Annotated in this window: 14 protein-coding genes; 9 read left to right on the top strand and 5 right to left on the bottom strand. The window is 72.6% G+C overall.

What is annotated here, in order from left to right:
• Positions 1 to 96: 96 nt before the first annotated feature.
• From cobM to cobC, 6 genes are read left to right on the top strand one after another with little or no spacing between them, the layout of a single operon-like run.
• A complete protein-coding gene (gene cobM / locus ACIBBH_RS03075; RefSeq protein ID WP_399401306.1) occupies positions 97 to 915 on the top strand; it encodes a precorrin-4 C(11)-methyltransferase in 819 nt (272 codons plus the stop codon).
• Positions 912 to 2147, top strand: coding sequence for a precorrin-6y C5,15-methyltransferase (decarboxylating) subunit CbiE (gene cbiE, locus ACIBBH_RS03070; RefSeq protein ID WP_399401304.1), 1236 nt, complete (start codon positions 912 to 914; stop codon positions 2145 to 2147). Before cobM ends, cbiE begins: the two co-directional genes overlap by 4 nt.
• Positions 2144 to 3835, top strand: coding sequence for a precorrin-3B C(17)-methyltransferase (gene cobJ / locus ACIBBH_RS03065; protein WP_399401302.1), 1692 nt, complete (start codon positions 2144 to 2146; stop codon positions 3833 to 3835). The genes cbiE and cobJ overlap by 4 nt, the downstream gene beginning before the upstream one ends.
• Complete coding sequence (locus ACIBBH_RS03060) at positions 3832 to 4419, top strand: precorrin-8X methylmutase (protein WP_399401300.1); 588 nt, start codon at positions 3832 to 3834, stop codon at positions 4417 to 4419. Before cobJ ends, ACIBBH_RS03060 begins: the two co-directional genes overlap by 4 nt.
• The gene (locus tag ACIBBH_RS03055) at positions 4416 to 5339 is read left to right on the top strand and encodes a sirohydrochlorin chelatase (RefSeq protein WP_399401298.1); all 924 of its coding nucleotides are present in this window, start codon (positions 4416 to 4418) and stop codon (positions 5337 to 5339) included. Before ACIBBH_RS03060 ends, ACIBBH_RS03055 begins: the two co-directional genes overlap by 4 nt.
• Positions 5329 to 6399, top strand: coding sequence for an Rv2231c family pyridoxal phosphate-dependent protein CobC (gene cobC / locus ACIBBH_RS03050; RefSeq protein ID WP_399401491.1), 1071 nt, complete (start codon positions 5329 to 5331; stop codon positions 6397 to 6399). Before ACIBBH_RS03055 ends, cobC begins: the two co-directional genes overlap by 11 nt.
• A 254-nt stretch (positions 6400 to 6653) precedes the next feature.
• On the opposite strand, the gene ACIBBH_RS03045 is transcribed toward cobC, so the two are convergent.
• The 5 genes from ACIBBH_RS03045 to ACIBBH_RS03025 form a co-directional block, all read right to left on the bottom strand.
• Positions 6654 to 6782 carry a hypothetical protein gene (locus ACIBBH_RS03045; RefSeq protein ID WP_399401296.1) on the bottom strand — a complete coding sequence of 43 codons (129 nt, stop codon included), beginning with the start codon at positions 6780 to 6782 and terminating at the stop codon, positions 6654 to 6656.
• 337 nt (positions 6783 to 7119) lie between these two features.
• Entirely contained in the window at positions 7120 to 8211 is a 1092-nt protein-coding gene (locus tag ACIBBH_RS03040) for an amidohydrolase family protein (protein WP_399401294.1), read from the bottom strand.
• Positions 8212 to 8229: 18 nt separating this feature from the next.
• Positions 8230 to 9024, bottom strand: coding sequence for an amino acid ABC transporter ATP-binding protein (locus tag ACIBBH_RS03035; protein ID WP_399401292.1), 795 nt, complete (start codon positions 9022 to 9024; stop codon positions 8230 to 8232).
• Positions 9021 to 9854 (bottom strand): amino acid ABC transporter permease, encoded by an 834-nt coding sequence (locus ACIBBH_RS03030; protein ID WP_399401290.1) that lies wholly within the window; start codon positions 9852 to 9854, stop codon positions 9021 to 9023. Before ACIBBH_RS03030 ends, ACIBBH_RS03035 begins: the two co-directional genes overlap by 4 nt.
• Positions 9855 to 9858: 4 nt before the next feature.
• Complete coding sequence (locus ACIBBH_RS03025; RefSeq protein ID WP_399401288.1) at positions 9859 to 10710, bottom strand: transporter substrate-binding domain-containing protein; 852 nt, start codon at positions 10708 to 10710, stop codon at positions 9859 to 9861.
• Positions 10711 to 10887: 177 nt separating this feature from the next.
• Between ACIBBH_RS03025 and ACIBBH_RS03020 the strand changes: the two genes are divergently transcribed.
• From ACIBBH_RS03020 to ectB, 3 genes are all read left to right on the top strand, one after another.
• Positions 10888 to 11415, top strand: a complete 528-nt coding sequence (locus ACIBBH_RS03020; RefSeq protein WP_399401286.1) for a DinB family protein — start codon at positions 10888 to 10890, stop codon at positions 11413 to 11415.
• Positions 11416 to 11691: 276 nt separating this feature from the next.
• A complete protein-coding gene (gene ectA, locus ACIBBH_RS03015; RefSeq protein ID WP_399401284.1) occupies positions 11692 to 12198 on the top strand; it encodes a diaminobutyrate acetyltransferase in 507 nt (168 codons plus the stop codon).
• Positions 12199 to 12272: 74 nt separating this feature from the next.
• A complete protein-coding gene (ectB, locus tag ACIBBH_RS03010) occupies positions 12273 to 13544 on the top strand; it encodes a diaminobutyrate--2-oxoglutarate transaminase (RefSeq protein ID WP_399401282.1) in 1272 nt (423 codons plus the stop codon).
• Positions 13545 to 13548 lie beyond the last annotated feature (4 nt).

Genomic DNA, 13548 nt, shown 5'->3' with positions numbered 1-13548 from the left:
TCCGCTATCCGATCGACCCGCGTTCGCGCACACACGGCCGTAGCCGCCGTACTCACAGGACTTGCTCGTAGGACTTGTAGGAGAGGACAGATTCTCATGGCCGATGCCCCCACCGGCAAGGTGACCTTCGTCGGTGCCGGCCCCGGCGCCGCCGACCTGCTGACGTTCCGTGCCGCGCGCGCCATCGCCGAGGCCGACGTGGTGATCTGGGCGGCCAGCCTGGTCCAGGCGGAGGTCCTCGAGCACGCGCGGGAGGGCGCGGAGATCCTGGACTCGGCGACCATGTCGCTGGAGGACGTCGTCGCCGTGTACGAGCGGGCCCGCCGGGAGGGCCTGAAGGTGGCCCGGATCCACTCCGGCGATCCGGCGCTGTGGGGCGGTACGCAGGAACAGCTCGACCGGTGTGCCCGGATCGGCATCGCCACCGAGGTCGTGCCCGGCGTCTCCGCCTTCTCCGCCGTGGCCGCGCTGGCCCAGCGGGAGCTGACCGTCCCCGAGGTCGCCCAGTCCGTGGTGCTGACCCGGCTGGGCGGCGGCAAGACGCCGATGCCGCCCGGTGAGGAGGTCCGCGAGTTCGCGCGGCACGGCACCACCATGGCGATCTTCCTGTCCGCGGCCCGCAGCGGCCAGCTGGTGCGGGAGCTGCTGGAGGGCGGTTACCCGACGAGCACGCCGGTCGTCGTCGCGTACCAGGCGACCTGGCCGGAGGAGCTGCTCGTGAGGTGCACGATCGGCACGCTGGAGGAGACGGTCAAGGAGCACAGGCTCTGGAAGCACACCCTCTTCCTGGTCGGCCCGGCCCTCGACGCGCACGGCACCCGCTCGCACCTCTACCACCCCGGTCACTTCCATGGTTACCGCAAGGCCGACCCCCAGGCCCGCAAGGCGCTGCGCGAGCGGGGGGCGAGCACGTGATCACGGTCGTCGGTGCGGGCACCGGGGCGCCGGTGGCCGAGGACGTCCTCGCCGGGGCCGGGCTGGTCGTGGGCGGGCGGCGGCACCTGGACGCCGTGCGGCTGCCTCGGGCGGCGGAGCGGATCGTCCTCGGGCCGCTGGCGCCCGCGCTCGACGCCATCGAGGAGTACGTCGTCAAGGACCGGCCGGTCGTCGTGCTGGCCTCCGGGGACCCCGGGTTCTTCGGGATCGTGCGGGCGCTGGCCGAGCGGTTCGGGGCCGGGCGGCTGGACGTGCGGCCCGGGGTGTCGTCCGTGGCCACGGCGTTCGCGCGGCTCGGGCTGCCCTGGGACGACGCGGTCGTGGTCAGCGCGCACGGGCGTGACCTGCGGACGGCGGTCAACGTCTGCCGGGCGCGGCCCAAGGTCGCCGTGCTGACCGGGCCGGGCGCCGGGCCCGCCGAGCTGGGGGCGGCGCTCGCCGCGTACGACCGTGTCCTCGTCGTCGCCTGCGCGCTCGGCGATCCGGAACGCGAGCGCGTCGAGCGGGTCTCCCCCGCCGAGGCCGCGGCCCGGGACTGGGGCACGGCGGTGAGCGTGGTGCTGTGCCTGGACGAGGGGCGGATGCTCGGCGGCGTGCGGACGGTGGCGGGGGCGACCGGGCAGCCCGCTCGCTGGGCCCTGGACGAGGGCGCGTTCGCGCACCGCGACTCGATGATCACCAAGTTCGAGGTGCGGGCGCTGGCCCTGGCCCGGCTCGGGCCGCGCCTGGGCGACCTGGTCTGGGACGTCGGCGCGGGCTCCGGGTCGGTGGCCGTGGAGTGCGCGCGGCTCGGCGCGGCCGCCGTCGCGGTGGAGAAGACCGCGGACGGGGCCGAGCGGGTCCGCGCCAACGCCGTGGCGCACGGCGTGGACGTGCGCGTGGTGCGGGGGACCGCGCCGGACGCGCTGGCCGGGCTCGACGATCCCGACGCCGTGTTCGTCGGCGGCGGGGGCGGTGAGCTGCCCGCCATCGTGACCGCGTGCGCGCGGCGGGCCCGGCGGACGGTGGTGGTCGCCATGGCCGCCCTGGACCGCGTACCGGCCGCCCGCGAGGCGCTCGTCGCCGCCGGGTTCTCCTGCGACGGCGTGCTGCTGCAGTCGTCGCGGCTCGCACCGCTGCCGGGGGACGTGACCCGGCTGGCGGCGACCAATCCCGTTTTCCTGCTGTGGGGCGTGCGGCCTCAAGCGCCTATCGAAGGAGATGCTCAGTGATCGGCCTCATTTCCGCCACCGCGGCGGGGGCGGCGGCGCGGGACCGGCTGGCCGCGGCGTGGCCGGACCGCACGCGGGTGTACGAGGGTGCCGTCGGGGACGCCGTACGGCGGGCGTTCGCGGAGTGCGAGCAGCTGGTGTGCTTCCTGGCCACGGGGGCGGTGGTACGGCTGATCGCGCCGCTGCTCGGTGACAAGACGGCCGACCCGGGGGTGGTGTGCGTCGACGAGGGCGCCCGGTTCGCCGTGTCGCTGGTCGGCGGGCACGGCGGCGGCGCCAACGAACTCGCCCGTCAGGTCGGCGGGTTGCTGGGGGCGGAGCCGGTGGTGACGACCGCGACCGACGCCGTCGGGCTGCCGGGTCTCGACACCCTCGGCTTCCCGGTGGAGGGCTCCGTCGCGACGGTCTCGCGGGCCCTGCTGGACGGTGAACCGGTCGCGCTGGAGGCCGAGGTGGCGTGGCCGCTGCCTCCCCTGCCGACGGCACCGCGGGGGTCGTACACCATCCGGCTGACCGACCGGGCCGTCGAAGCGGGCGAGCGTGAGGTGCTGCTGCGTCCGCCGTCGCTGGTCGTCGGTGTCGGTGCCTCCAGGGGCGCTCCGGCCGACGAGGTGCTCGGACTGGTCGAGGGCGCCCTGCGGGACGCCGGGCTGTCCGCGCGGTCCGTCGCCGAACTCGCCACCGTCGACGCCAAGGCCGGGGAGCCGGGCATCGTGGAAGCCGCGCGGCGCCTCGGCGTACCTCTCGTGACCTACCGCGCCGAGGAGCTGGCGGAGGTCGAGGTGCCCAACCCCTCCGACGCCCCGCTCGCCGCCGTCGGCACGCCTTCCGTGGCCGAGGCCGCGGCTCTCGTACGCGGGGGTGAACTCCTCGTCCCCAAGCGCAAGTCGGCCGCCCAGCCGGCGATGGCGACCTGTGCCGTCGTACGGCGGCCGGGGCGCGGGCGGCTCGCGGTGGTCGGGCTCGGGCCCGGCGCGCGGGACCTGCTCACCCCGCGCGCCGAGGCGGAGTTGCGGCGGGCGTCCGTGCTCGTCGGGCTCGACCAGTACGTCGACCAGATCCGCGACCTGCTGCGGCCCGGCACCCGGATCCTGGAATCGGGGCTGGGCGCCGAGGAGGAGCGGGCGCACACGGCGGTCGCCGAGGCCCGCGCGGGGCACGCGGTCGCGCTGATCGGCAGCGGGGACGCGGGCGTGTACGCGATGGCGTCACCGGCGCTCGCCGAGGCGTCCGACGACATCGAGGTGGTCGGGGTGCCCGGGGTGACGGCGGCGCTCGCGGCCGGGGCGATCCTGGGCGCGCCGCTCGGCCACGACCACGTGTCGATCAGCCTGTCCGACCTGCACACGCCGTGGGAGGTCATCGAGCGGCGGGTACGGGCCGCGGCCGAGGCGGACCTCGTCGTGACCTTCTACAACCCCCGCTCCCGGGGCCGCGACTGGCAGCTGCCGAAGGCGCTCGCCATCCTCGCCGGACACCGGGAGCCTGCGACGCCCGTCGGTGTCGTACGCAACGCCTCGCGGCCGGACGAGTCCAGCCGGCTGACGACGCTGGCCGCGCTGGATCCGGCGACGGTCGACATGATGACGGTCGTGACCGTGGGCAACACGGCGACCCGGGAGATCGCGGGCCGCATGGTGACGCCGCGCGGCTACCGCTGGCAGGAATCGCAGGAGGGCGCCAAGTGAACCGTGTGGTTCATCCGATCGAGCAGGAGTCCTTCCGGCGGCTGCGCGCCCGCCTGGACACCTCGCACTTCCCGCCGCTGACCCGGGCGGTGGTGGAGCGGGTCATCCACTCCGCCGCCGACCTGGAGTACGCGACCGACCTCGTGACGGACGAGGGCGCGCTGGAGAAGGCGCACGCCGCGCTGCACGCCGGGGCGCCCGTGGTCGTGGACGTCGAGATGGTCGCGGCCGGGATCACCCGGCGGGAGACCGTCTGCCGGCTCAGGGACGCGGAGTCCGGGCCCGGGCTGACGCGTTCGGCCCATGCGGTGCGGCTGGCGTACGAGCAGGTCGGCCCGGGGGCCCTGTGGGTGATCGGCTGTGCGCCGACCGCCCTGGAGGAGCTGCTGACGCTGGACGCCGATCCGGCGCTCGTCATCGGTCTGCCCGTCGGTTTCGTCGGCGCGGCCGAGTCCAAGGCCGCGTTGCGCGAGAGCGGACTGCCCGCCGTGAGCAACGTGTCCGAGAAGGGCGGTTCGGCGGTCGCCGCCGCCGCGCTCAACGCCCTGCTGTACCACCCGATTTCCGCCGAGGAGAAACCGTGACCACCCCGCCGCCCGCCCTGCTCATCGCCGGCCACGGCACCCGGGACGACGCCGGAGCCGAGGCGTTCCGCGACTTCGTCCGTCAGCTGGGCCGCCGCCATCCCGAACTGCCCGTCGCGGGAGGCTTCATCGAGCTGTCCCCGCCGCCGCTGGGCGAGGCGGTGACCGAGCTGGTGGAACGCGGGGTACGCCGGTTCGCCGCCGTCCCGCTGATGCTGGTGGCCGCCGGGCACGCCAAGGGCGACATCCCGGCGGCGCTGGCCCGCGAGAAGGAACGGCACCCCGGGATCTCCTACACCTACGGCCGTCCGCTCGGCCCGCACCCGGCGCTGCTGTCCGTCCTGGAGCGGCGGCTGGACGAGGCGCTGGGGTCTTCCGCGCGCACGCCGGAGGACCGGGCCGACGTGACCGTGCTGCTCGTCGGGCGCGGCTCGACCGACCCGGACGCCAACGCCGAGGTGCACAAGGCGGCCCGGCTGTTGTGGGAGGGCCGCGGTTACGCGGGCGTGGAGACGGCGTTCGTGTCGCTGGCGGCGCCCGACGTGCCCAGCGGACTCGACCGGTGCGCGAGGCTGGGGGCGCGGCGGATCGTCGTACTCCCCTACTTCCTCTTCACCGGCATCCTGCCGGACCGGGTGCGGCAGCAGACCGAGGGCTGGGCGGCGGCGCACCCGGGGATCGAGGTGCGGTCGGCCGACGTCATCGGACCCGAGCCGGAACTGCTCGACCTGGTGATGGAGCGGTACGAGGAGGCCGTCAAGGGCGACCTCAGGATGAACTGCGACTCGTGCGTGTACCGCATCGCGCTGCCCGGCTTCGAGGACAAGGTGGGGCTGCCGCAGCAGCCGCACTTCCACCCGGACGACGACGGGCACCACCACGGGCATCACCACCACGGCGGGCATGCCCATGCGCACTGAGGACACCGCCGGGCACGATCTGCGCCACCACGGTGACGCGGAGGTCCGCGACGACGGGTCCGAGCTGGTCGACATGGCCGTCAACGTCCGCGCGGACACGCCGCCGGCGTGGCTGCGTGAGCACATCGCCGGGTCGCTGGACTCCCTCGCGGCCTACCCGGACGGGCGGGCCGCGCGGGCGGCGGTCGCGGCGCGGCACGGGGTTCCGGTGGAGCGGGTGCTGCTGACGGCGGGGGCGGCGGAGGCGTTCGTGCTGCTCGCGCGTGCGCTGAAGGTGCGCCGGCCGGTGGTGGTGCATCCGCAGTTCACCGAGCCGGAGGCGGCGCTGCGGGACGCGGGTCACTCCGTGGACCGGGTGCTGCTGCGGGAGGCGGACGGCTTCCGGCTGGATCCGGGGGCGGTGCCGGAGGATGCCGACCTGGTGGTGATCGGCAACCCGACGAATCCCACGTCGGTGCTGCATCCGGCCGCGGGTGTCGCCTCGCTCGCCCGGCCCGGGCGGGTGCTGGTGGTCGACGAGGCGTTCATGGACGCGGTGCCGGGTGAGCGGGAGGCGCTGGCCGGGCGGACCGACGTGCCGGGTCTGGTGGTGCTGCGCAGCCTGACCAAGACGTGGGGGCTGGCCGGGTTGCGGATCGGCTACGTGCTGGCCGCGCCGGAGACGATCGCGGAACTGGAGCGGGCCCAGCCGCTGTGGCCGGTGTCCACGCCCGCGCTGGCGGCGGCGCGGGCCTGCGTGGCGCCGCGGGCACTGGCGGAGGCGGCGCACGCGGCTCACCGGATCGCCGCCGACCGGGCTCATCTGGTCGCCGGGCTGGCGGAGTTCGCCTCGGACGGGCTGCGGGTCGTGGCGCCCGCCGAGGGCCCCTTCGTCCTCGTACGGATGCCGCGTGCCGCCGCGGTGCGCCGGCGTCTGCGCGACCTCGGTTTCGCGGTCCGGCGCGGGGACACGTTCCCGGGCCTGGGTGAGGAGTGGCTGCGGCTGGCGGTACGGGACCGGGCGACGGTCAACTCCTTCCTCCAGGCTCTCGAGCGGGCCCTGACGTCGGCGCATCGCTGATCCGGGGCACCCGTCCCCGCGTGCCGTCCGGGAAACGGATCCCGACGGTGCCGTCGGCGGTGGCCGACGCGCTCGTCCCCGTGCGCACGGCGCGCGGGTCGGCGGTGAGCATGACGAGGGTGACCAGCAGCGGTGGGGCGCAGCTCGGTTCGAGGCAGGGGTCGCCGAGTGGTGGCCGTAGGCGTTGGTGTCGAGGGCCTGGGCCACCGGCCCTGCGGCGTCGCCCCAGCCGTACGGGCCGACGAGCGCGCAGGTCAGTCCGTTCCCCGGCGGGCCGGCGTCCAGCCGGGGCCGGTGCGCGCGGCCGGCGGTGCGGTGTCGTCGGCGACGGCCCGGCCGCCCTCCCGTAGCGGTGTGCCCGGTGGCGCGTCGATACGGTGCACGTCTCGATGCGGTGTCCGTCCCGGTCGCCCTGCCAGGAGGCCGCACGGCGTCCTTCGACGCCGAGGGGGTGGATACGGCCGCGCTGGGACGGGGTGCCGTCGGCCGCGAGCGGGGCGATGTGGTTGTCGGGGGCGGGGCTGCGCGCCCGTCTCGGGGCCGCCGCGCCGGCGTGGGCGAACCGGGCGTGGTCGGGACTGTCCTCGGCGGTCGCCGGCGGGGGCGGAAGGCGGTCGCTGCCGTCCCGGTCCTGACGCAGAAAAGGAGTTGACCCACGTCAGCGCGGGGCGCCGAACGCGGGTCGCGGGGTGAAAACGCCTACTCCGCCGAGTTCGCCGGCTACTCGACCACCAGCCCGTTCAGCACCACCCGCCGAGGTGACGCCAGCACGCGCACGTCCGTCCGCGGGTCCGCCTCGTACACCACGAGGTCCGCCGGTGCGCCCTCCTCCAGGCCGGGGCGGCCGAGCCATTTCCGCGCCCCCCAAGTCGTCGCCGACAGCGCCTCGACCGGCGGGATCCCGGCGGTGACCAGTTCCGCGACCTCGGCCGCGACCAGGCCGTGGGCGAGCGAACCCCCGGCGTCCGTGCCGACGTACACCGGGATCCCGGCGTCGTAGGCGCCGCGCACGGTGTCGTAGCGCCGCTCGTGCAGTCGCCGCATGTGCGCCGACCAGCGCGGGAACTTGCTCTCGCCGCCGTCGGCGAGCCGGGGGAAGGTGGCGATGTTGACGAGGGTGGGGACGATCGCGACGCCACGCGAGGCGAACAGCGGGACCAGGTCCTCCGTCAGGCCGGTCGCGTGCTCGATGCAGTCGATGCCGGCCTCGACCAGGTCACGGAGGGATTCCTCGGCGAAGCAGTGGGCGGTCACCCGGGCGCCCAGGCGGTGGGCCTCCGCGATGGCCGCCTCGACCGCCGCACGCGGCCAGCAGGCCGACAGGTCGCCGCGGTCGCGGTCGAGCCAGTCGCCGACCAGCTTCACCCAGCCGTCGCCGCGCCGGGCCTCCTGGGCTACGTACGCGACGAGGTCGTCCGGCTCGATCTCGTGGGCGTAGTTCCGGATGTAGCGGCGGGTGCGGGCGATGTGCCGGCCGGCCCGGATGATCTTCGGGAGGTCCTCGCGGTCGTCGATCCAGCGGGTGTCGGAGGGCGATCCCGCGTCACGGATCAGCAGCGTGCCCGCCTCCCGGTCGGTCAGCGCCTGCTTCTCGGCCACGTCCTTCTCGACCGGGCCGTGCGGGCCGATACCGACGTGGCAGTGGGCGTCGACCAGGCCGGGCAGCGCCCAGCCCTCGACGGACGTCACCTCGCGGGCGCCGGCCGGGCGGTCGTAAGAGATCCGGCCCCCCACCACCCACAGCTCGTCCCGGACCTCGTCCGGACCGACGAGGATCCGCCCCTTCACATGCAGTACCGCGCGATCGCTCATGTACCGCACCTTAGTGAGCTACCGCTCGCCCTTGCCCACCTGGTCCGAGGTCTCCTCCTCCACCTCGGCCATCGCCGGGTCCAGCAGGCGGGAGAGAAAGTGACGGGTGCGTTCGTGGCCCGGGTTGCCGATGACCTGGTCCGGGGAGCCGTCCTCGACGATCACGCCACCGTCCATGAAGACGACCCGGTCGGCGACCTCGCGGGCGAAGGTCATCTCGTGCGTGACGACCATCATCGTCATGCCCTCGGTCGCGAGCATGCGCATCACGGCCAGGACGTCCCCGACCAGCTCCGGGTCGAGCGCCGACGTCGGCTCGTCGAACAGCATCACCTGGGGGTCCATCGCCAGCGCGCGGGCGATGGCGACGCGCTGCTGCTGGCCGCCGGAGAGGGAGGAGGGGTAGGCGTCCGCCTTCTCGGCGAGGCCCACGCGCCGCAGGTTCTCGGCGGCCACCTTCGCGGCCGTCGCCTTGTCCCGCCTGAGCACCCGGCGCTGCGGGAGGGTGAGGTTCTCGGTGACGGTGAGGTGCGGGAAGAGGTTGAACTGCTGGAAGACCATGCCGATGCGGCGGCGTACGGCGTCGATGTCGACGTCGGGGTCGGTCAGTTCAGTGCCGCCGGCGAAGACCCGGCCCCTGGTGGGCTCCTCCAGGAGGTTGACGCACCGCAGCAGGGTCGACTTGCCGGAGCCGGAGGGGCCGATGACGCAGACCACCTCGCCCTGGCCGATCTCCAGGTCGATGCCGCGCAGCACCTCGTTGTCGCCGAAGGACTTGTGCAGGTCCTGGATCCGGACCTCGGGGGTGGTCACTTGACGGCCTCCTGGGCCTTTGCCTCCATACGGCGGACGAGGAAGCCGAGCGGGATCGTGACCAGCAGGTAGCACAGGCCGGCGACGAGGATCGGCGTGGAGTTGGCGGTCGTGCTGGCGAGGTCGCGTCCGTACTTGGACAGTTCGCGCTCCTCCAGGGTGACGCCCAGGAACAGCACCAGTGAGGAGTCCTTGAAGAGCAGGACGAGTTCGTTGGTGAGCGGCGGGAGGATGATCCGGAACGCCTGCGGCACGATGATCGAGACCATGGCCCGGGCGGGCGAGAAGCCCAGCGAGCGCGCCGCCTCCATCTGCCCCCTGGGAACGGCCTGGATGCCCGCGCGGATCGTCTCCGCCATGTACGCGGCCGCCACCAGGCCGAGCGCGAGGGCGACCTTGCCGTAGGTGCCGCCGATGATCTCGGTTCCGGGGAAGGCCAGCGGTACGGCCACACCGATGAAGATGAAGATCAACAGGGCGGGCAGGCCGCGGAATATCTCGATGTAGACGCCCGCGAGCCAGCGGTACGGGCCCACGGACGACAGCCGCATCAGCGCGAGGAGCATGCCCAGTGCCAGTCCGACGACGAAGCCGGACACGGTGTAGAGCACGGTGTTCTCCAGCGCCAGCGTGATGACGTCCGGGAACATCCGGCGCGCGATGTCGAGCTGCGCGAACTGGTTCTGCAGCTGTCCCCAGTCGGCCGTGACCGCGAAGGCGATCACGGCGGCGACGAAGACGGCGTACTGGATGCCGCGCGACAGACTGCGCTTCTGGGTCCGGGTCAGTCCCTTCTTCACGGGCCGGACCGGTACGTCGGTGTCGGTCATGGGGTCAGGAGGCCGAGGGGGAGGCGGCGGACGCGTCGTACGGGCCGATCCACTTCTCGTACAGCTTCTTGTACGTGCCGTCGGCCTTGGCGTCGGCGATGGCCTTGTTGATGGCGGCGAGGAGCTTGCTGTTGCCCTTCTTCACCGTGAAGCCGTACTGCTCACCCGTACTGAGGTTGTCGGCCACCTTGAAGGCGTTCGCGTTGGCCTTGTCCTTCAGCCAGCCCTGGACGACCGGGTAGTCGATGACGACGGCCTGGACCTGGCCGGTGCGCAGGCCGTTGAGGACCGCGTCGGAGGACTCGAAGGAGACCGGGTCGAAACCCTGCTTCTTCGCGTAGTCCTCGCCGGTGGTCTGCGCCTGGGCGCCGAGCTTCTTGCCCTTGGCCTTGACGTCGGCGAGCGAGGTGATGCCGCTCTTGTTGTCGACGAGGACGGCCTGGGTGGCGTTGAAGTAGGGGTCGGAGAAGTCGACGTGCTTCTTGCGCTCGGCGGTGATGGTCATGCCGGCCGCGGCGAGGTCGCACTGGCCGGAGTTGAGGAACGCGCCGGTCTTGAAGTTCTCGAAGGGCGTGTCGACGATGGCCTGCTTCACGCCGAGGTCCTTGGCGACCAGGTCGATGAGGGAGACGTCGAAGCCCTGGACCTTGCCGTCGATCTCCGACTGGAAGGGCGGGTACGGCAGGTGGGTGCAGGTGGTCAGCTGCCCCGCCTTGACGACCTTGACCCCGCCGGCGGCGGTCTTGGAACCGCTGCCGCCGTTGCCGGTGGAGGTGCAGGCGGCCACGAGCACCAGCCCGGCCGTCGCGGTGGTGGCGGCCAGAATGCGGGTCCGGCGCCCGGAGGGGGTGTTCACGGGGGGCCTCCTGTGGGGGAACTGTGGGTTCCGATTATAAGGAGATGTTTGGGTCTCTCAAACCAAACCGATGGTTACAAGGCTGTCTCGCCTAAGAAGTCTCCGGGCGCCGGCGGTTGACTCCGGCCGGCGCCGGAATCACGCGCCGCTGCCGGTGCCCCGTGCCATGCTCCCCCCATGGCCTCCCACCCGTCCCACACCCTTCCCGACGGCCGCCCCGTCCCCCTCATGACCGGCGAGGAGCGGCCCATGCTGGAGAGCTGGCCGGCCTTCCACCGGGCCACGCTGGAGCTGAAGTGCGCGGGGCTGGACGACGCGCAGGTGCGGCTGGCGTCGGCGGAACCGTCGCCGTTGACGCTGCTGGGGCTGGTGCAGCACCTGGCGGAAGGGGAGCGGAACTGGTTCCAGCGGGTGTTCGCCGGGCTCGCCGTGCCGCCGGTGTTCGAGGAGGAGAGCGGGTACGCCCTCGATCCCGGCCGGGGGCTGGACGAGGCGCTCGCGGCGTGGCGGCGGGAGATCGCCCGGGGGCAGGAGCTGTGCGCCGGGCGGTCGCTGGACGACACCGGGCGGATCACCGACGGCCCGATGGCCGGTCTCGAGGTCGGTCTGCGCTGGGTGCTCATGCACATGGTCGAGGAGTACGCCCGGCACAACGGTCACGCGGACATTCTGCGGGAGCGTATTGACGGTGTAACCGGAGCGTGAATTCAAGATGATTTGCTAATTCTTATTTCCAGGTAGCTTTCCCCAGTGCTTCTGCCCGCTTTTCCGGGGCGTAAACACACGGATTTTCCGAGCGGGTTACACGCTTGTGACGCATTACACAGGCGTTCCGTTTTGCACCTTTCGAGACGCACAAACCGGTATATATAGCTCGCTCATCGCGCCCCTGCCCGCGCCCGCGTGATAACACAGGACCCCCACTGAAGTAACCCCATCCGGCCATGCATTTTTGAATTTCCATCGGTAAATTCAATCCGCATGACTGCCGCACAAGCAGACCTGCTCATCGACCGCCCGGCGGTGGCGGACGGAGCCGCGCTCTGGCGTATCGCCAAGGACTCCGAAACGCTCGACCTGAACTCCTCCTACAGCTACCTGCTGTGGTGTCGTGACTTCGCCGGCACGTCGGCGGTGGCGCGCGGGGCCGACGGAGAACCGGTCGGTTTCGTCACCGGGTACGTACGGCCGGAGCAGCCGCACACCCTGCTCGTCTGGCAGGTGGCGGTCGACGCCGCCCACCGGGGTCACGGCATCGCGGCCGCGCTGCTCGACGGACTGACCGCGCGGCTCGCCGCCGAGCGCGGGATCACCGAGGTCGAGACCACGATCACCCCGGACAACACCGCGTCCGAGCGCCTGTTCACCTCGTACGCGGACCGCCACGGCGCCGCGGTCTCCCGCGAGGTGCTCTTCGACACGGGCCTGTTCCCGGACGGGCCCCACGAGCCCGAGGTGCTCTACCGCATCGGCCCCCTGTCTTTCTGAACCCTCACGCAATCCCCCACGCAACCCCCCACACACTCCCCCAGGCCCTCCCCACGCACGAGGAGCGATTCGTCGTGACCATCACCCAGCCCGACCTCAGTGTCTTCGAGACCGTGGAGTCCGAGGTGCGCAGCTACTGCCGCGGCTGGCCCACCGTCTTCGACCGCGCGCAGGGCAGCCGCATGTTCGACGAGGACGGCCACACGTACCTGGACTTCTTCGCCGGTGCCGGTTCCCTCAACTACGGGCACAACAACCCCGTCCTGAAACGGGCGTTGATCGACTACCTGGAGCGCGACGGCGTCACGCACGGCCTCGACATGTCGACCAGCGCCAAGCGGGCCTTCCTGGAGTCCTTCCAGAACCTGGTGCTGCGCCCGCGGGACCTGCCGTACAAGGTCATGTTCCCGGGGCCGACCGGCACCAACGCCGTGGAGTCCGCGCTCAAGCTGGCCCGGAAGGTGAAGGGGCGCGAGGCGATCGTGTCCTTCACCAACGCCTTCCACGGGATGTCGCTGGGCTCGCTGGCCGTCACCGGTAACGCCTTCAAGCGGGCCGGCGCTGGCATACCGCTCGTGCACGGGACCCCGATGCCCTTCGACAACTACTTCGACGGCAAGGTCCCGGACTTCCTCTGGTTCGAGCGGCTGCTCGAGGACCAGGGCTCCGGGCTCAACAAGCCCGCCGCCGTGATCGTGGAGACGGTCCAGGGCGAGGGCGGCATCAACGTCGCACGCCCGGAGTGGCTGCGGGCGCTCGCCGACCTGTGCGAGCGCCAGGACATGCTGCTGATCGTCGACGACATCCAGATGGGGTGCGGCCGTACCGGCGCCTTCTTCTCCTTCGAGGAGGCCGGCATCACGCCGGACATCGTCACCGTGTCGAAGTCCATCAGCGGCTACGGGCTGCCGATGTCGCTGTGCCTGTTCAAGCCCGAGCTGGACATCTGGGAGCCGGGCGAGCACAACGGCACCTTCCGCGGCAACAACCCGGCGTTCGTCACCGCCACCGCCGCCCTGCAGACGTACTGGGCCGACGGGTCCGCCATGGAGAAGCAGACCCGCACCCGGGGCGAGCAGGCCGAGCAGGCGCTGATCGCCATCACCGAGGAGAACCTCGCCGACGTCAAGGAGTACCGGGGCCGGGGGCTGGTGTGGGGCCTGGAGTTCCACGACAAGGGCCGGGCCGACCGGATCGCGCGGCGCGCCTTCGAGCTGGGGCTGCTCATCGAGACCTCCGGTCCGGAGAGCGAGGTCGTCAAGCTGCTGCCGGCGCTCACCATCACGCCGGAGGAACTGGACGAGGGCCTGCGCGTGCTCGCCCGTGCCGTCCGCGAAACCGCCTAGCGAC

Origin of the sequence: Streptomyces sp. NPDC051636 (assembly GCF_044453765.1) — a bacterium.
In the GTDB taxonomy this organism is placed as follows: Bacteria; Actinomycetota; Actinomycetes; order Streptomycetales; family Streptomycetaceae; genus Streptomyces.
This window is presented reverse-complemented; position numbering and strand designations above follow the sequence as displayed.